The sequence below is a fragment of the Pseudomonas sp. D3-10 genome (assembly GCF_051132175.1).
GTDB lineage: Bacteria > Pseudomonadota > Gammaproteobacteria > Pseudomonadales > Pseudomonadaceae > Aquipseudomonas.
This window is the reverse complement of record NZ_CP071668.1, coordinates 2,257,876-2,274,247: the sequence shown is the minus strand read 5'-3', so window position 1 is coordinate 2,274,247 and position 16,372 is coordinate 2,257,876. Positions and strand designations below refer to the sequence as shown.

Genomic DNA, 16,372 nt, shown 5'->3' with positions numbered 1-16,372 from the left:
CCCATGACAACCACCCTTTCCGGCAAGACGGCCCTGGTCACCGGCTCCACCAGCGGCATCGGCCTGGGCATCGCCCTGAGCCTGGCCAAGGCCGGCGCCAACCTGATCCTCAACGGCTTTGGCGATGCTTCGGCGGTGGTCGCCGAAGTCGCTCGACACGGCGTCAAGGTCGGCCATCATCCGGCCGACGTCAGCGACCCCGCGCAGATCGCCGACATGCTCGCTTACGCCGAGCGCGAATTCGGCGGTGTCGACATCCTGGTGAACAATGCCGGCATCCAGCACGTGGCGGCCGTGGAGGATTTCCCGGTGGAGCGCTGGGATTCGATCATTGCGATCAACCTGTCCTCGGTGTTCCACGCCACCCGCCTGAGCCTTCCGGGCATGCGCGCCAAGGGCTGGGGACGGATCGTCAACATTGCCTCGGTGCATGGCCAGGTCGGTTCGGTGGGCAAGGCGGCGTACGTCGCGGCCAAGCACGGGGTGATCGGGTTGACCAAGGTAGTGGGCCTGGAGACTGCCGCCAGCAACGTCACGTGCAACGCCATCTGCCCGGGCTGGGTCCTGACGCCGCTGGTGCAGAAGCAGATCGACGACCGCATCGCCACGGGTGTGGACCCGCAACAGGCCCAGCATGATCTGCTGGCCGAGAAGCAACCGTCCCTGGAGTTCGTGACCCCGCCGCAGTTGGGTGAGCTGGTGCTGTTCCTGTGCAGTGAAGCGGGCAGCCAGGTGCGGGGCGCGGCGTGGAATATTGATGGTGGGTGGTTGGCTCAATAACGCCGCGCCGTCGAGCTTTTGTGGCGAGGGGGCTTGCTCCCGCTCGGCTGCGCAGCAGGCGCCTCTTGGGCCCGCTTCGCAGGCCAGCGGGAGCAAGCTCCCTCGCCACATCCGGCGCCTTGTGCTGAACTATTTGTAAGCCCCAAAACAAGAGGCAAACCATGTCCGACATCCTTTGGCACCCCAGCCCCGAACGCATCGCCCAGTCGCGAATGGACGCCTTTCGCCGGTTCGTCAACGAACGGCACTCGCTGCAACTCAACGACTACCCAACCCTGCATGCCTGGAGCACCGACCACCGCGAAGCCTTCTGGCAGGCCATCGTCGACTTTTTCGAGATCCGCTTCCATCAAGCGCCTGGCGCGGTGCTCGACGAAGGCCCGCAGATGCCCAGTGCCCGCTGGTTCCCAGGGGCGACGCTGAATTTCGCCGAACACTTGCTGCGTCGCCGCGACAGCGCCGTGGCAGTGGTCGCACTCGATGAAAACGGCGGCGAAGAAACGCTGACCTGGGCCGATCTCGCCGCCCATGTCGCCGGCCTGCAAAAAAGCCTGCAAGGCGCTGGCGTGACCCAGGGCGATCGGGTCGCCGCTTGCATGCCCAACACCTGGCAGACGCTGGTGTGCATGCTCGCCACCACCAGCCTGGGCGCCATCTGGTCATGTTCATCGCCGGATTTCGGCACCCAGGGCGTCATCGACCGGTTCGGTCAGATAGAACCCAAGGTCCTGATCACCTGCGCCGGTTATCGCTACGCCGGGAAAACCATCGACCAGCGGCCCAAGGTCAACGAAATCCTCGAACGGCTACCGTCGCTGCAACAATTGATCGTACTGCCCTACGCCCAGCCCGACGCCCGCGTCGAAGATTTCAAGACCCCGGCCCGCGTGGCCCTGTGGGACGGTTTCTACCAATGCGGCGGCGAGCCGGTGTTCAACCCCGTGCCGTTCGATCACCCGCTGTACATTCTCTATTCCAGCGGCACCACCGGGGTGCCGAAGTGCATCGTCCACGGCACCGGTGGCGTGCTGCTGCAACATCTCAAGGAACATGGCCTGCACGTCGACCTGGGCCCCGAAGACCGGCTGTTCTACTACACCACCTGCGGCTGGATGATGTGGAATTGGCTGGTGTCGGCGCTGGCCGTGGGCAGCGCGGTTGTGCTCTATGACGGGTCGCCGTTCCACCCCAGCCCGGAACGCCTGCTCGACCTGATCGACCGACAAGGCATCAGCGTATTCGGCACCAGCCCCAAATACCTGGCCGCCCTGGAAAGCCAAGGCATCAAGCCACGCCAGACCCACGACCTGGGCAGCCTGAGGACGATCCTGTCCACGGGATCAGCCTTGGCGCCCCACAGTTACGATTATGTCTACCGCGACTTCAAGGCCGATGTTTGCCTGGCCTCGATGTCCGGCGGCACTGACATCGTGTCGTGCTTCGTCAACGGCAATCCGCTGGCCCCTGTGCGCCGTGGCGAGATGCAAGGCAAGAGCTTGGGTATGGCGGTGCAGGTCTGGAACGAAGCCGGCGAAGCGGTGGTTGGCGAAAAAGGCGAACTGGTCTGCACCCGGCATTTCCCGGCGATGCCCATCGGGCTGTGGAATGATCCCCAGCGGGAGAAACTTCGCGCCTCCTATTTCAGCCAGTTCCCGGGCGTGTGGGCCCAGGGGGACTACGCCGAAGAGCTGCCCCACGGCGGCCTGCTGATCCACGGCCGCTCCGACGCGGTGCTCAACCCCGGTGGCGTGCGCATCGGCACGGCGGAAATCTATCGGCAGGTGGAAAAAGTCGAGGAAGTCCTGGACAGCGTCGCCATCGGCCAGCAATGGCAGGGTGATGTGCGGGTGGTGCTGTTTGTGCGCCTGCGAGAGGGCTTGGTGCTGGACGACGCCTTGGAGCAGAAGATCCGCCAGGTCATCCGCGCCAACACTACACCGCGCCACGTGCCGGCGAAAATCCTCGCGGTCAACGATATCCCACGCACCATCAGCGGCAAGGTGGTGGAACTGGCGGTGCGCAACGTGGTGCATGGCGAGGCGGTAAAGAACACCGATGCACTGGCCAATCCCGAGGCGCTGGAGCAGTTTCGTGGGCGGGTGGAGCTTGCGACCTGATCTGAATGTTTTGCTGGGCTTGAGGGCCTCATCGCGGGCAAGCTCGCTCCCACAGGGGACCGTTTGCACCCAAATCCCTTGTGGGAGCGAGCCTGCTCGCGATGAACGATAACGCGGTCGCACTACCAACCGATCAGTCCATGAGCCCCCATTCCCCGCCCGCCGATGGCTCAGCCGGTGGCGCCGCTCCCGATTCGGCATGGAGCTTGAGCCGCAAGCGCAGATTGTTCGCCGAATCGGCGTTCTTCAACGCCTCTTCTTCATCGATCGCCCCTTCCACCACCAGGTTGAACAGCGCCTGGTCGAACGTTTGCATCCCCAGTTCCTCGGATTTTTCCATGATGCCTTTGAGCTCGCCCAACTCGTTGCGACGGATCAGGTCGGCCACCGTGGGCGAGCCGAGCATCACCTCCACGGCCGCCCGCCGCTGGCCGGTGCGCGTGCGCACCAGCCGCTGGGAGACAAACGCCTTGAGGTTGTTGCCCAGATCCTGCAGCAGTTGCGGCCGGCGTTCTTCCGGGAAGAAATTGACCACCCGGTCCAGGGCCTGGTTGGCGTTGTGGGCATGCAGGGTGGAAATCACCAGATGGCCGGTGTCGGCGAAGGCCAAGGCGTGTTCCATGGTCTCGCGGTCGCGTATTTCGCCAATCAGCACTACGTCCGGCGCCTGGCGCAGGGTGTTCTTGAGAGCGGCGTGGAAGCTGCGGGTATCCACACCGACTTCTCGCTGGTTGACGATGGATTTCTTGTGCCGGTGAATATATTCCACCGGGTCCTCGATGGTGATGATATGGCCGCTGCTGTTGCGGTTGCGGTAGTCGATCAGCGCCGCCAGTGATGTGGATTTGCCCGAGCCCGTGGCGCCGACGAACAGCATGAGCCCTTGTTTGTGCATGATGGTTTCGAGCAGCACCTTGGGCAGCTTCAGGTCTTCGAAACGCGGGATATCCAGCTTGACGTTGCGTATGACCATGGACACGTCATTGCGCTGTTTGAAGATGTTGACGCGAAACCGTCCGACACCGGCCAGGGAGATCGCCAGGTTCATTTCCAATTCCCGATCGAACTCAAGGCGCTGTTCGGCGTCCATCAATGACTCGGCAAGCCCAGCGATGTCGCCAACCTTGAACGCCTGGTTGCTCAGCGGCTTGAGCACACCTTCGAAACGCGCGCAGGGCGGCGCGCCGGTGGACATGTAGAGGTCGGAGCCGTCCTGGCTTGCCAGGACTCGCAGTAAAGGATCAATTTCCATGACTATAAAAACTTCCGCGAACTTCAATGGACACGCTGACCCGAGCCAGAAAAACTTCAGATCAACCCGCGCTTACCTTCTTCAGAGGATAGTAGAAGCCGCAGCATCGACATGACATCCAGGGATTCCCGTGATGAATGCAGTACCTGCCAGCAGCGACACACAGCAGTTGATCGCCCGTCTGGACTGGACTTCCAGCCCGCTGGGCGCCCAAGAAACCTGGCCCCCGAGCCTGCGCACCGCCGTGGACATCGTGGTCCATTCGCCCATGCCGATGGCCGTGCTGTGGGGACCGCAGTTGATCCATCTGTACAACGACGCCTATGCGCGATTGGTCGGCGACAAGCACCCCAGGGCGTTTGGCCAGCCAACCCACACGGCCTGGCCCGAACTTCGCAGCGAAACCGAAGGGGTTTATCGCAGCGTGTTGCAGGGCCGGGTGCGCACCTGCCGCGATCAACGTTGGCGCATGCCATTTGGCGGCCGCCTCTGCGATGTCTGGCTGGACCTGACCTACAGCCCGATCCATGACGAAAACGCCAGCGTCGCCGGAATTCTGATCACTGCCATCGAGACGGGCGAGCGGCGACGCCTGGCTCAGGAATTCGAACGGCGCTCCGAGGCCAGCCTCAAGGCCCAGCAGGAAAGCGAAGAACGCTTGCAACTGGCCTTGGCGGCCACCGATGCGTTGGGCACCTGGGACTGGGACATCGGCGAGGATCGCTTCATCGCCGACGCGCATTTTGCCCTCCTCCATGGCGTCGACCCGGCCCTGTCAAGGCAATTGCCCATCAGCGCCTATCTCGAGGGCGTCCACCCGGAAGATCGGGCGATGGTTGCGCGCAGCATCAAGCACTGCATCACCCATGGCACCGAGTACGCCGAGGAGTATCGGCTGCAGCAGCCCCACGGCGAGCTGCGCTGGGTGTTCGTGCGTGGACGTTGCTACAAGGATCGCCATGGCCGGCCCAAGCGCTTTCTCGGCGCGGCGCTGGACCTGACCGAACGCAAGCGCACCGAACATGCCTTGCGCCAGAGCCAGACCGAGCTGCAACTGATCATCAACGCCATGCCGGTGCTGATCGGCTACGTCGACCGCGAGGAGCGTTTCCGGCTGAACAACAGTGCCTACCTGAATTGGTACGGGCTGACGCCGCAAGAGCTCTACGGCAAGACCATCCGTGAGGTCATCGGCGACGAGGCCTACGCCGCCCGAGCCGAACAGATCGCCGGCGCCCTGGCGGGCAAGCCGTGCAGTTTCACCGTAGAGTCGCCCCACCGCGACGGCCGGCCGCGCCATGCGTTGATCAACTACCTGCCACGCCGTGGCGCCGACGGATCGGTGAACGGTTTTTACATTTTTGTCATCGACGAAACCGAGCGCAAGAAAACCGAGGAAGCCCTGCGCCACCTCAACGAAACGCTGGAAGAAAGGGTGATCGCCCGCACCCAGCAGCTAGCCGAGGCCAACCACCGACTGCAAAGCGAGATGTTCGAACGCGAACGCGCCGAAGAAGCCCTGCGCCATGCGCAGAAGATGGAAGCCGTGGGCCAACTCACCGGCGGCATCGCCCATGACTTCAACAACATGCTCACTGGCATCCTCGGCAGCCTCGACTTGATGCAGCGCTACATCGCCTCCGGTCGTGCCGCCGAGATCGGCCGTTTTACCGAAGCTGCGATTTCATCGGCCAACCGCGCCGCCGCCCTGACCCACCGCCTGCTGGCTTTTTCCCGACGCCAGTCACTGGACCGCAAGCCTCTGGATGCCAATACGCTGGTTCGCTCGCTTGAAGACCTGCTGAGCCGCACCACCGGCGATCACATTGTGCTGCGACTGCAACTGGCCGGCGAGTTGTGGCCGGTCAGCACCGATGCCAGCCAATTGGAAAACGCCTTGCTCAACCTGGTCATCAACGCCCGGGACGCGATGCCCGATGGCGGCGAGTTGAACATCGAGACCGCCAACGTCTACCTCGACGGCAGCGACATCAGCACGCTGGAGCCGGTGAAGGCCGGCGATTACGTGATGATCGCCGTGCGCGACAACGGCAGCGGCATGACCCCCGCCGTGTTGGCAAAGGCCTTCGATCCGTTTTTCACTACCAAGCCCATCGGCCAGGGCACCGGCCTGGGGCTGTCGATGATTTATGGTTTCGCCCAGCAATCTGGCGGTCACCTGAGCCTGGACAGTGTCCCGGGCCAAGGTACGCGCGTGCAGTTGTACCTGCCGCGCCTGCACGTCGCGCCGGCGGAACAGGCAACGGCACCGACTACCACCGACGCTCCGCCCGTCATCGCCGGCGAAACGGTGTTGCTGGTGGAGGACGAACCGGCGGTGCGCATGCTGGTGCTCGACCTGCTCGCCACCCTGGGCTACACCGCCCTCGAAGCCGAGGACGCCAAGCGGGCGCTGGTATTGCTCGAATCCGAGCAACGCATCGATCTGCTGGTGACCGACGTCGGTCTGCCGGGCATGAACGGCCGCCAGCTGGCGGAAATCGCCCGTCAGCACCGGCCCGGCTTGAAGGTGCTGTTCATGACCGGCTATGCGCAGAAAGCCGCCGAACGCCAAGGTTTCCTGGATCAGGGCATGGACATGGTCGCCAAGCCGTTTACCCTGGACCTGTTGGCCAACAAGATTCGGACGATGATCAACCATGACCACTGACTTGAGGCATAATCGCCGCCCTTTCGCCCCCTTCAGGTCTGTGCCGCAATGAAAGCCCAAGCCCGCCATATCCTGGTGAAAACCGCCGAAGAAGCCGAACAGCTCAAACAACGCATCGCCAAGGGCGAAGCGTTCGACGTGTTGGCAAAGAAATACTCCACCTGCCCCTCCGGCAAGCGCGGCGGCGACCTGGGTGAAGTGCGGCCCGGGCAAATGGTCGGCGCCATCGACGCGGTGATCTTCAAGAAACCACTGCGGGTGGTGCATGGGCCGATCAAGAGCAAGTTTGGCTATCACCTGGTGCAGGTGTTTTACCGGGATTGAAGCGTTGCTGGCCCCTGTGGGAGCGAGCCTGCTCGCGAAGGCGGCGGTCCAGTCAACATTTGTGCAAGCTGACCCAACGCTTTCGCGAGCAGGCTCGCTCCCACAGGTTCTGTGTCATCCCGCTACTTTGGTATCAATGCCCCCGGCACCTGGATCACCCGGCTCGCCAGCAAATGCCCGGCCTCGGCCGCCTCCGCCGGGCTGCCCCCCAGCAAGCGACTCGCCAGATAGGCGGCGCTGAACGAGTCCCCCGCCGCTGTCGTATCCACCACGCGCTCTACCCGTTGGGCCGGCACGTCATAAGACCGGCCATCACAACGAATCAGGCACGCCTCGGCGCCGCGCTTGAGTACCACTTCCGGTGTCCCCAGTTGCTCATAGGCGATGAACACTGCGTCACTGTCGGCATGGCCGAACAGTGCTTGTTCGTCATCCACGGTCAGCAACGCCAGCTCCACATAGGGCAATACGCTGCGATAGGCCGCCCGGGCCGCCTCGACCGAGGCCCAGAGCCGTGGCCGGTAATTGTTGTCGAACACCACCTGCGCGCCCCGGCGCCGTGCCTCGATCAGGGTCTCGATGAGTTTGCGCCGGCCCTGCTCGCCAATCACCGCCAGGGTGATGCCGCTGAAATACAGCACGTCGTATCCGGGCAACGCTTCCAGGATCGGCACGGCGGCCGGCGTGGTGAAGCAATCCCGCACGGCAGCCTCGTTGCGCCAGTACAGGAAACGCCGCTCGCCCGCCGCATCGGTCTGGATGCAATACAGGCCCGGCAGACGACCGGGCAAACGCTGGACCCTTTCCAACCCGATGTTTTCCGAAGCCCAGCTCTGGCACATGGCATCGCTGAAAGAGTCGTCGCCCAGGGCGGTGACGTAATCCACCGAGCCTTTGTCGCCCAACGCACGGGACAGATACACCGCAGTGTTCAGCGTGTCGCCGCCGAAGCTTTGCTGCAGGCTGCCGTCGGCGCGGTGTTGCAGTTCGATCATGCATTCGCCGATCAGGGCGATGCGGGGTTTAGTGTTGCTCATGGATGTTCCTGATGGTTCGGTGGTGTATTGCGGACCGCTATCGCGAGCAAGCTCGCTCCCACAGGGATCGTGGATGAATACTGGTTTTGTATTCACAACAAATCCAATGTGGGAGCGAGCCTGCTCGCGATAGCCGCGACTCGGTCTCAAGCCCTAGAAACAGGTTTCCATGCTCTCAACCACCCGCAACTGCTCGTCCACCAGGCTTCCCACTCGCCACTTGTCGAACGTCAGGCACGGGTGGGAGGTGCCAAACGCAACGATGTCGCCCACCCGCAGCTCAACGCCTGGCGCTACGGTCATGAACGCATGCTGGTCCATCACCGCCGTCACCTTGCAGGCGCTGACATCGTCGCCTGCCACCGAATCAGAATCCGCCTTGTAGCGCTTGAGCGGCACCGGCAGCCCGGCGTCGTAGGCCACGTCGCGCTTGCCCAGGGCGATCACCGCGAAGCCCGGCTCCGGCATCGACTGCACGTGGGCCCAGACTTCCAGGGCCGGACGCAAGCCTTCGTGCAAATCGCTGCGCCGCTCCAGTACGCAGCATTGGGCCTCCTTGTAGATGCCATGGTCGTGGGCCACGTAACTGCCGGGGCGCAGCACGCTGAGGAAACGGCCCTGGGCGTTGCGGGCTTCGAAAGATTCAGCGATCAAGTCGTACCAGGCCGACCCCGAGGCGGTGATGATGGGTTTGTCGATGGCAAACGCGCCGCTGTCCTGCAACTGCATGGCCAGCCCCACCAGGGAAGCGGCGAATGCGCGGATGCCGCTGACGGCATGATCACCGTGGATGACCCCTTCATAGCCTTCGATGCCGGTCAATGCCAGTGCCGGTTGCGCTCCGATGGCCTCGGCCAGGGCCAGCACCTCGGCTTCGGTACGGCAACCGCAACGACCGCCGACGACGCCGTATTCGATCATCACGTTCAGCCGCACGCCGCGAGAAGCGAAATAAGCGCCGAGCTGGGCGACGTTGTCCGGATGATCGACCATGCAATGGAATTCGAACGCCGGGTCGGCCAGCAGATCGGCGATCAATGCCATGTTGGGCTTGCCGACCAATTGATTGGCCATCAGCACGCGCCGTACGCCATGGGCGTAGGCGGCACGGGTCTGCACCGCCGTGGCCAAAGTCAGGCCCCAGGCGCCGGCTTCGATCTGGCGACGAAACAACGCCGGGGTCATGCTGGTCTTGCCGTGGGGCGCCAGCTGCGCACCGCTGTCACTGACAAATTTCTGCATCCATCGGATGTTGTGCTCCAGGGCCTCGCGATGCAGCACCAGCGCCGGCAGGCTCACGTCCCGCAGCAAATGAGCGCCGATGGGCGCGGCGCCCTTCTCGACGCCCGCGTTAGTAATGGCAGAAGACATGTTCGAACTCCTCACACAGCCAAGGCTGTCTATTCGTTGATGCGACGGGCCAGGTGGTTGGCGCTTTCGATCAGCACCCGGCGGTAGTCGGCGTAATTGTTCTTGGCGTCAGCCCTCGGGGCGACGATGCACAGGGTCGCGATGGCCACGCCGTTGGGGTCTTTGACCGGTGCGGCGAAGCAGTGGGTGAAGGTGTCGGCAACGCTATCGAAGGAGAAAAATCCATCGATGCCGGCCTGGCGGATCTCTCCTAGAAACCGCTCCAGCGGCAGGCGTTCGCCGTCCGGCAGGATGAAGTCATCGGGGTCGATCAGGTCGATGATCTGCTGGTCGCTCAGATGCGCCAGCAACAGGCGACCGGAGGCCGTCCAGGGGATCGGCGCGTTTTCACCGATGTCCGAAGAGATGCGAAAGTGCCGCTCGCCCTCCTTCATCAGCGCGACCGTGTATTTGCGCCCGTTGAGCAGACACATCTGCGCGGTTTCCCGGGTCTGCCGGACGATGTCCTGCAAGGCCTGGTCGGCTTCGCGGCTCAGGTCGAAATGCCGCAAATGCGCCTGGCCGAGAAAGTACAACTGGCGCCCCAGGTAGACATGGCCATCCTTGCCCACCGGCTCGAGGATGCGACGCTCCAGCAGCGACGCCACCAGCTCATAGACCGTGGACTTGGGGCTGCCGATGCCGCTGGCGATGTCGTTCGGGCGCAACGGCTGGCCGATCTCCTTGAGGAAATCGAGGATATCGAACGCCCGATCCAATCCCCGGGCCCGGCGTTTGATGGTGTCTTCGGTCATGTCTGTGGTCCCTGAAATTTCACCCATAATCGCATGTATCTTTATTGTGGCGAGGGAGCTTGCTCCCGCTCGGCTGCGCAGCGGTCGTAAAGAATGGGCCTGCTGCGCAGGCCAGCGGGAGCAAGCTCCCTCGCCACAGAAGTGAATTCGCCAGAAGATCGTGGTCAGGCCTTTTTCTTGTAGGCCACACAGTCGATCTCGACCTTGCAATCGACCATCATGCTCGCCTGCACACACGCCCGCGCCGGGGCGTGTTCCGGGCTGAAATACTCACCGAACACCTTGTTGAAGCTCCAGAAATCCCGCGGGTCTTCCAGCCAGACACCGCAGCGAACCACATCTTCCAGGCCATAACCGGCCTCTTGGAGAATGGCGATCAGGTTCTTCATGGTCTGGTGGGTCTGCTCGACGATACCGCCAACGATGATTTCGCCGTTCACTGCCGGCACCTGGCCGGACACGTGCAGCCAGCCATCGGCCTCCACGGCGCGGGCGAAGGGCCGTGGCTGGCCGCCGCCTGCGGTGCTGCCGGTGCCGTAACGGGTAATGCTCATGGATTTATCTCCTTGTTGAATGGAAGTTAAAAACGGGTGTTCTTGAGGAATTCCGCCAGGCGCGGCGATTGCGGTCGCTCGAACAATTGCTTCGGCGGCCCCTGCTCTTCAATGCGGCCCTGGTTCATGAAGACGATCTTGTCCGAAACTTCGAAGGCAAAGCGCATCTCGTGGGTCACCAGCAGCATGGTCATGCCGTCTTCGGCCAGGCCCTTGATCACGTTCAATACTTCGCCGACCAGTTCCGGATCCAGGGCCGAGGTCACTTCGTCGAACAGCATCAGGCTCGGGTTCATCGCAATCGCCCGGGCAATCGCCACGCGCTGCTGCTGACCGCCGGACAACTGACCGGGGAAGTGATCGCGCCGTTCCAGCAGGCCGACCCGCTCCAGCCATTTTTCGGCCAGGGCCACGGCTTCGTCCTTGGGCAGTTTTTTCACCTTGAGCAGGCCCAGGGTGACGTTCTGCAACGCGGTCAGATGCGGGAACAGGTTGAATTGCTGGAAGGCCATGCCGGTCATGGCCCGGTGCCGGGCGATGACTTTCTCGGGGTGGCGCACACGCTTGCCGTCCACCTCGTCATAGCCGATGGACTCGCCGTCGAGCATGATCCGGCCGCCCTGGAATTCTTCCAGCATGTTGACGCAACGCAGCAGCGTGGTCTTGCCCGAACCACTGGAGCCGATCAGCGTGACCACGTTGCCGCGCTGCATGCTCAGGTCAACGCCCTTGAGCACTTCCAGCGGGCCGTATTGTTTGCGCAGGCCACGAATGTCCAGCAACGGTTGGGCGTTGGAGAGGGAAATATCAGTCATGGCAAGGCCACCCGCTTTTCAATGTGCCGCCCGAGCAACTCGATGGCGTAATTGATGATGAAAAAGAGAAAACCGGCGAACAGGTAGAACTCCAGGGTCATGAACGTCCGGGCGATGATCTGCTGGGTGCTGAGCAGCAACTCGGCCACACCGATCACCGACAGCAGGGTCGAGGCCTTGACGATCTCGGTGGAGGAATTGACCCAGGTCGGCAGGATCTGCCGCAACGCCTGGGGCAACAGCACGTAGCCCAGCGCCTGCTGGAATGTCAGGCCAATGGCCTGGCTCGCTTCCATCTGCCCACGGGGCAACGCCTGCAGGGCGCCGCGCACGATCTCGGCCACGTGAGAGCCGCAGAACAGCGTCAGGCCCAGCACACCGGCCTGGAACGCACCGATCTGCCAGCCCAGGGCCGGCGCCATGTAGAAGCAAGCCAGCACCAGCACGAACACCGGTGTACCGCGGATCAAGTCGACATAGAAACGAAACGGCGCGCGCATCCAGACCCGCCCGTATGTCAGCGCCAACCCGGCGAAGAGACCGATCAATGTGCCCAACACAATCGCCAGCGCCGAGCATTGCACGCTGGTCAGGAAGCCACTCCACAAAGTGTCCCGGGCGACCCACAACTCGTGCAACCAACTGGGGGATTCGTACATGGGAAACTCCTAACGGCGGATCGCCAGACGCTGCTCGAAATAACGCAGCAGCATGGCAATGAGGTAACAGGCCGCGACATACAGGGCCGTGGTCACCAGCCAGGTTTCGATCACCCGGTAGCTCTCCACGTTGATCTTGCGGGCGTAATAGGTCAGCTCCGGCACGGCAATCGCCGCCGCCAGGGAGGTGTCCTTGAACAGCGAAATGAAGTTGTTCGACAGGGCCGGCAACACGTTGCGCAGCATCACCGGCACGGTGACGTAGGCCTTGACCTGCCACTCGCCCAGGCCGATCGCCAACCCTGCTTCGCGCTGGCCCTTATGAATACTCAACAGCCCGCCGCGAAACACTTCGGTCAGGTAGGCCCCGGCGTACAGCGAGAGCGTGATAACGAACGACGGCAGCTTGTCCAGGCGAATGCCCAGGCTCGGCAAGGCGAAGTAGATCAACAGGATCAGCACCAGGATCGGCGTGTTGCGGATCACGGTGACGTACACCGAGGCCAACACCCGCAACAAGCGATGCTTGCTGAGCAGCGCAAACGCCATCGCCAGGCCGATCACGCAACCGATGGCGATCGACACCAGCGCGAGGGAAAGCCCCAGGCCAAGCCCCGCCAGCAAGGTGTCGAAATCGCGCCAGACGGCGGCAAAATTCAACTGATAATTCATGGTCGGCAGTACCTTCGACGGTGCGCCCGCGAGGGGCGCCCCGGGCTCACAGGGTCATTTGAATTCAACAGGGAAACCGATCGCCGGAGACGGCAACTCAACGCCGAACCACTGCTTGAACGACGCCGCATAGGTGGGGAATTCCACACCGGTCATGGCCTCGTGCAGGGTGGTGTTGACGAAGTTCAGCCAGTCCTGGTCGCCGCGCTTGACCGCGCAGGCGTAGGTTTGCGGGCTCCAGGCGTAGGCCGGGCTGCGGTAGCGACCGGGGTTCTGCACCATCAGGTACTTGACCGAGGATTGGTCGGTGGCGGCGGCATCGGCGCGGCCGGAGTTCACCGCCTGGTACATCAGGTCGACGCTGTCGTATTGGTCGACCTTGGCCTTGGGCAGCGCCTGGTGGACCAGTTCTTCGGCGTAGACGTTTTGCAGCACCGCCACGGTGACGTCGTCATCGGCGGCCTTGAGGTCCTCGATTTCCTTGTACTTGCTGTTGGCCGGCAACAGCAGGCCCACCCCTTCGCGGTAGTACGGCAGCGTAAACGCCACTTGCTGGGCGCGGCTGGCGGTGACGGTGATGAACTGGCAGCTCATGTCGACCTTGTCGGTCAGCAGGTTGGGAATCCGCGCATCGGATGATTGCACCACGAACTCGACTTTTTCCGGGTCATTGAACAGCCCCTTGGCGACCATCCGCGCGATGTCGATATCAAACCCCTGCAACTTGCCATCCGCTCCTTGGAAGTGCCACGGCGCATTGGTGCTGCCCGTGCCCACGATCAATTTTCCGCGTTGCAGCACGCTGTCCAGCTTGCTGTCGGCCGCCTGGGCGACACCCATGGCGGCCGTCGTGGCCGCGAAGAGAAAAACACACGCTTTGAACAAGGAAGGTCGGCGTTGCATGGCAAGCACTCCAGGGTGAGTTTATTCCGCTATACCGGAATGTGGTATGTAACAACGGAATAGACAGCAGAAAGTGTGCCACAGCCTTTCGATGCGGTGGAGTGAAAAATGGAACGTCAATGAAATCAGGAAGATAGAAATCCAGCGGATCGGGCGGCGCAACCATGACCCGCTCGCGGCTGCTACCGATGGCTACGGCCGCTGGGTAACAAGGCCCCATTACGAAGCCTATCGGGGGCGCAATACACCCATCGCACCGAAACGGGGCCGCCACCTGTCAACTCTGACAGTAGCGTCGCCGGAACGTGTTGCTTATGGTCCTGGGCACGTCTCGACACAGGGAAGCCGCCATGAGCTCGCTCATCACTCACGTCAGCACTCAAAAGGACTACCGCACGGCGCTCAAGACCTGGCGCCCGGTGGTCTTTTATTTCGGCCATCCACACTGCTACGCCTGCGGCATGGCCGACCCGCTGTTCTGCAAGGTTGCCGAGACCTTCGAGAATCGGGCCGTGATCTACAAACTGAGCACCGATCAATCGCCTCGGCACCCGGAAGTCACCGGCACGCCCACCGTGCTGTTCTATAAAGACGGAAAACTACGGCGCAAGCTCAAGGGCATCGGTGACCCGGCCTCATTCGTCCAGACCTTTACCGAGCTCGTCGGCCGGACCAGACCCAGGCGCTTGCCGACGCCACGGCGCGATTTGCGCTGGTTGCGCCAGCAACTCAAAACACTGTGCACCGCCCGCCGGGCCCCGGCACTTTTGCGGCTGCGGGCGACGCCTCGGTAGCGTCGGGCCTGCGAAGCGCCTTCGCTACGTTTTTGCAAAGTCAGCCCGGCATATTCAGCAGATTGTTCTTTGCCGAGCCAAACAACGGCACAACCCGCCAGGGCCGCTTTGGTAGTTTATCGGCATGCAACCACGACCTGCTGCCGGCAGTGTCATCACCGCTCTATGGGAGCCTGATGGATGACCAAACCCTCATATATTCCGCAAAATACCGGGCAGTTCTACATCGATGGTCATTGGCAATCGCCGACCCGGGGGACGACGCTGGCAGTCGTCAATCCGGCCACCGAAGAGATGCTCGCCGAGGTTGCCCAAGGATCATCCGACGACGCTGACCGCGCCGTCGCGGCGGCAAAGGCGGCGATGCCCGGCTGGGCCGCGACCGCAGTGGCGGATCGCGCCCGAATCCTCGGGAAGATCCATGAACTGATGCTCGAACGCAAGGAAGCGCTGGCCCAGGTGCTGTGCCTGGAAATGGGCGCGGCAATCGGTTTCGCCCGATCCATGCAAGTGCCGCTGGCGGCCGAACACGTTCGTGTGGCGCGCGATGTGCTGTCCACTTATGCATTTCAGAAAATCGAGAACGGCACCGCCATCGTGCGCGAACCCATCGGCGTCTGCGGTTTGATCACGCCGTGGAACTGGCCGCTCTATCAGATCACCGCCAAGGTCGCCCCGGCGATCGCCGCCGGTTGCACCGTGGTGCTCAAGCCCAGCGAACTGTCGCCTTTGAGCGCCCTGCTGTTCGCCGAACTGGTGCATGACGCCGGCCTGCCGGCAGGCGTGTTCAACCTGGTCAACGGCGGCGGTGCCGAGGTCGGCGCGGCCATGGCGGCGCACCCCGACATCGACATGATTTCCATCACCGGCTCCAATCGCGCCGGCGCCCTGGTGGCCCAAGCCGCCGCCCCCACGGTCAAGCGGGTCACCCAAGAGCTGGGCGGCAAGTCGCCAAACGTGTTTCTGCCCGACGCCGACTTCGCCAAGGCCGTGCCGCCCGGCGTGATGTCGGCGTTGCGCAATGTCGGCCAGTCCTGCAGCGCGCCGACGCGGATGATCGTACCCAGGAACCGCCTGGCGGAAGTCGAGGCACTGGCGGCCGCCGCGGCCAATGCCATCATCGTCGGTGACCCACGGTCGGAAGACACCGTGCTCGGCCCGATTGCCAACCAGGCCCAGTTCAAGCGCGTGCAGGCGATGATCGAAGCGGGCCTGGAGGAAGGGGCCAAGCTGATTTGCGGTGGGCCGGGACGCGTCGACGGTTTCACCAAAGGCTTCTACACCCGGCCAACCGTGTTCTCGCAAGTCGACAACGGCATGCGCATCGCCCAGGAAGAAATCTTCGGCCCGGTGCTGTGCATCATCCCGTACGACACGCTGGACGAAGCCGTCGCCATCGCCAACGACACCGTCTACGGGCTGGGCGCGCACGTTCAGGGCCGCGACCTTGACCAGGTACGCGCCGTGGCCAAGCGCATCCGTGCCGGGCAAGTGCTGCTGAACTATCCGACCTGGAACCCCATGGCCCCATTCGGCGGTTACAAGCGCTCGGGCAACGGGCGCGAATACGGGGTCCATGGGTTCGAGGAGTATCTGGAGATCAAGGCGATTGTCGGGTTCGAGTAACCG

The 16,372-nt window shown here is 63.0% G+C and carries 15 protein-coding genes; 6 read left to right on the top strand and 9 right to left on the bottom strand.

Annotated elements, in window-relative coordinates:
* Window positions 1-3: 3 nt before the first annotated feature.
* Window positions 4-780, top strand: coding sequence for a 3-hydroxybutyrate dehydrogenase (hbdH, locus tag J3P90_RS10480; protein WP_420763551.1), 777 nt, complete (start codon window positions 4-6; stop codon window positions 778-780).
* Between the two features lie 161 nt (window positions 781-941).
* Window positions 942-2,897 (top strand): acetoacetate--CoA ligase, encoded by a 1,956-nt coding sequence (locus J3P90_RS10475; protein WP_420763550.1) that lies wholly within the window; start codon window positions 942-944, stop codon window positions 2,895-2,897.
* A gap of 133 nt (window positions 2,898-3,030) precedes the next feature.
* On the opposite strand, the gene J3P90_RS10470 is transcribed toward J3P90_RS10475, so the two are convergent.
* The gene (locus J3P90_RS10470) at window positions 3,031-4,149 is read right to left on the bottom strand and encodes a PilT/PilU family type 4a pilus ATPase (protein ID WP_420763549.1); all 1,119 of its coding nucleotides are present in this window, start codon (window positions 4,147-4,149) and stop codon (window positions 3,031-3,033) included.
* Between the two features lie 133 nt (window positions 4,150-4,282).
* Here J3P90_RS10470 and J3P90_RS10465 point away from each other — a divergent pair, with 133 nt between their 5' ends.
* Complete coding sequence (locus J3P90_RS10465; RefSeq protein WP_434676284.1) at window positions 4,283-6,820, top strand: PAS domain S-box protein; 2,538 nt, start codon at window positions 4,283-4,285, stop codon at window positions 6,818-6,820.
* A 48-nt stretch (window positions 6,821-6,868) separates the two neighbouring features.
* Window positions 6,869-7,144, top strand: a complete 276-nt coding sequence (locus tag J3P90_RS10460) for a peptidylprolyl isomerase (protein WP_019690952.1) — start codon at window positions 6,869-6,871, stop codon at window positions 7,142-7,144.
* Window positions 7,145-7,266: 122 nt separating this feature from the next.
* On the opposite strand, the gene J3P90_RS10455 is transcribed toward J3P90_RS10460, so the two are convergent.
* The 8 genes from J3P90_RS10455 to J3P90_RS10420 all read right to left on the bottom strand — a co-directional run bounded on the left by J3P90_RS10455 (window position 7,267) and on the right by J3P90_RS10420 (window position 13,949).
* Window positions 7,267-8,181 carry a sugar kinase gene (locus J3P90_RS10455; protein ID WP_434676283.1) on the bottom strand — a complete coding sequence of 305 codons (915 nt, stop codon included), beginning with the start codon at window positions 8,179-8,181 and terminating at the stop codon, window positions 7,267-7,269.
* A gap of 153 nt (window positions 8,182-8,334) precedes the next feature.
* On the bottom strand, window positions 8,335-9,552 hold the full coding sequence (locus tag J3P90_RS10450; RefSeq protein WP_434676282.1) for an amino acid deaminase: 1,218 nt from the start codon (window positions 9,550-9,552) through the stop codon (window positions 8,335-8,337).
* A 29-nt stretch (window positions 9,553-9,581) separates the two neighbouring features.
* Window positions 9,582-10,346, bottom strand: a complete 765-nt coding sequence (locus J3P90_RS10445) for an IclR family transcriptional regulator (RefSeq protein WP_420763545.1) — start codon at window positions 10,344-10,346, stop codon at window positions 9,582-9,584.
* A gap of 164 nt (window positions 10,347-10,510) precedes the next feature.
* The gene (locus J3P90_RS10440; RefSeq protein ID WP_264427496.1) at window positions 10,511-10,900 is read right to left on the bottom strand and encodes a RidA family protein; all 390 of its coding nucleotides are present in this window, start codon (window positions 10,898-10,900) and stop codon (window positions 10,511-10,513) included.
* A gap of 26 nt (window positions 10,901-10,926) precedes the next feature.
* On the bottom strand, window positions 10,927-11,715 hold the full coding sequence (locus tag J3P90_RS10435) for an amino acid ABC transporter ATP-binding protein (RefSeq protein ID WP_434559499.1): 789 nt from the start codon (window positions 11,713-11,715) through the stop codon (window positions 10,927-10,929).
* Window positions 11,712-12,374 (bottom strand): amino acid ABC transporter permease, encoded by a 663-nt coding sequence (locus J3P90_RS10430; RefSeq protein ID WP_434559501.1) that lies wholly within the window; start codon window positions 12,372-12,374, stop codon window positions 11,712-11,714. Before J3P90_RS10430 ends, J3P90_RS10435 begins: the two co-directional genes overlap by 4 nt.
* Before the next feature lie 9 nt (window positions 12,375-12,383).
* Window positions 12,384-13,046 carry an amino acid ABC transporter permease gene (locus J3P90_RS10425; RefSeq protein ID WP_030141394.1) on the bottom strand — a complete coding sequence of 221 codons (663 nt, stop codon included), beginning with the start codon at window positions 13,044-13,046 and terminating at the stop codon, window positions 12,384-12,386.
* A gap of 54 nt (window positions 13,047-13,100) precedes the next feature.
* Complete coding sequence (locus tag J3P90_RS10420; RefSeq protein WP_420763542.1) at window positions 13,101-13,949, bottom strand: transporter substrate-binding domain-containing protein; 849 nt, start codon at window positions 13,947-13,949, stop codon at window positions 13,101-13,103.
* 350 nt (window positions 13,950-14,299) lie between these two features.
* Between J3P90_RS10420 and J3P90_RS10415 the strand changes: the two genes are divergently transcribed.
* Together J3P90_RS10415 and J3P90_RS10410 are read left to right on the top strand one after the other, a co-directional pair.
* The gene (locus J3P90_RS10415; protein ID WP_434676281.1) at window positions 14,300-14,743 is read left to right on the top strand and encodes a thioredoxin family protein; all 444 of its coding nucleotides are present in this window, start codon (window positions 14,300-14,302) and stop codon (window positions 14,741-14,743) included.
* A 180-nt stretch (window positions 14,744-14,923) separates the two neighbouring features.
* Window positions 14,924-16,369, top strand: a complete 1,446-nt coding sequence (locus J3P90_RS10410) for an aldehyde dehydrogenase family protein (RefSeq protein ID WP_434676280.1) — start codon at window positions 14,924-14,926, stop codon at window positions 16,367-16,369.
* The last annotated feature ends 3 nt before the right edge of the window (window positions 16,370-16,372 follow it).

Bases quoted from the DNA above. Each gene is read 5' to 3' on its own strand.
- J3P90_RS10460 (WP_019690952.1), top strand. From the start codon at position 6,869: ATGAAAGCCCAAGCCCGCCATATCCTGGTGAAAACCGCCGAAGAAGCC.
- J3P90_RS10445 (WP_420763545.1), bottom strand. From the start codon at position 10,346: ATGACCGAAGACACCATCAAACGCCGGGCCCGGGGATTGGATCGGGCG.
- J3P90_RS10420 (WP_420763542.1), bottom strand. From the start codon at position 13,949: ATGCAACGCCGACCTTCCTTGTTCAAAGCGTGTGTTTTTCTCTTCGCG.
- J3P90_RS10455 (WP_434676283.1), bottom strand. From the start codon at position 8,181: ATGAGCAACACTAAACCCCGCATCGCCCTGATCGGCGAATGCATGATC.
- J3P90_RS10425 (WP_030141394.1), bottom strand. From the start codon at position 13,046: ATGAATTATCAGTTGAATTTTGCCGCCGTCTGGCGCGATTTCGACACC.
- hbdH (WP_420763551.1), top strand. From the start codon at position 4: ATGACAACCACCCTTTCCGGCAAGACGGCCCTGGTCACCGGCTCCACC.
- J3P90_RS10450 (WP_434676282.1), bottom strand. From the start codon at position 9,552: ATGTCTTCTGCCATTACTAACGCGGGCGTCGAGAAGGGCGCCGCGCCC.
- J3P90_RS10435 (WP_434559499.1), bottom strand. From the start codon at position 11,715: ATGACTGATATTTCCCTCTCCAACGCCCAACCGTTGCTGGACATTCGT.
- J3P90_RS10475 (WP_420763550.1), top strand. From the start codon at position 942: ATGTCCGACATCCTTTGGCACCCCAGCCCCGAACGCATCGCCCAGTCG.
- J3P90_RS10430 (WP_434559501.1), bottom strand. From the start codon at position 12,374: ATGTACGAATCCCCCAGTTGGTTGCACGAGTTGTGGGTCGCCCGGGAC.
- J3P90_RS10410 (WP_434676280.1), top strand. From the start codon at position 14,924: ATGACCAAACCCTCATATATTCCGCAAAATACCGGGCAGTTCTACATC.
- J3P90_RS10415 (WP_434676281.1), top strand. From the start codon at position 14,300: ATGAGCTCGCTCATCACTCACGTCAGCACTCAAAAGGACTACCGCACG.
- J3P90_RS10440 (WP_264427496.1), bottom strand. From the start codon at position 10,900: ATGAGCATTACCCGTTACGGCACCGGCAGCACCGCAGGCGGCGGCCAG.
- J3P90_RS10470 (WP_420763549.1), bottom strand. From the start codon at position 4,149: ATGGAAATTGATCCTTTACTGCGAGTCCTGGCAAGCCAGGACGGCTCC.
- J3P90_RS10465 (WP_434676284.1), top strand. From the start codon at position 4,283: ATGAATGCAGTACCTGCCAGCAGCGACACACAGCAGTTGATCGCCCGT.